Here is a 443-nt window from a genome sequence, read left to right on the forward strand (position 1 = left end):
GACCGGCTGGTCAGGGTCGCCCTCCAGGAAAGTGACCAGCACTTCCATGCCGATGCGCGGGATGGCCACGCCGCCGTAGCGTTCACCGGCCCAGCTGGAGGACACGCGCAGCCAGCAACTGCTGGTGTCGTCGCCCTGGCCTTCGCGGTCCCAGAAGAACTGCACTTTGACGCGGCCGTACGGGTCGCAGTGGATCTCCTCGCCCTTGGGGCCGGTGACCACGGCGGTCTGGTCGCCCAGCACGCGGGGCTTGGGGTGGTTCAACGGCGGGCGGTAGAACACGTCCCACGGCGTGGCCAGGAAGCGGTTGCGGTAGCCCTGGTGGAAGTCGTCCTTGTGGTCGGTGGTGTCGCTGGTGACCGACTCCTCAAGCACCTGGGGCTGTTTGCCTTCATGCCGTACTTCGGTCAGCAGCCACAGGTCGTTCCATTCGCTGCGCGGGT

1 protein-coding gene is annotated in these 443 nt (G+C 67.0%); it reads right to left on the reverse strand.

All coding sequences use genetic code 11. The features are described from left to right. A partial coding sequence (tssI, locus tag PMM47T1_RS28505; RefSeq protein WP_008375964.1) for a type VI secretion system tip protein TssI/VgrG occupies positions 1 to 443 on the reverse strand: 443 nt, incomplete at both ends.

Origin of the sequence: Pseudomonas sp. M47T1, from assembly GCF_000263855.1 — a bacterium.
Taxonomy (GTDB): domain Bacteria; phylum Pseudomonadota; class Gammaproteobacteria; order Pseudomonadales; family Pseudomonadaceae; genus Aquipseudomonas.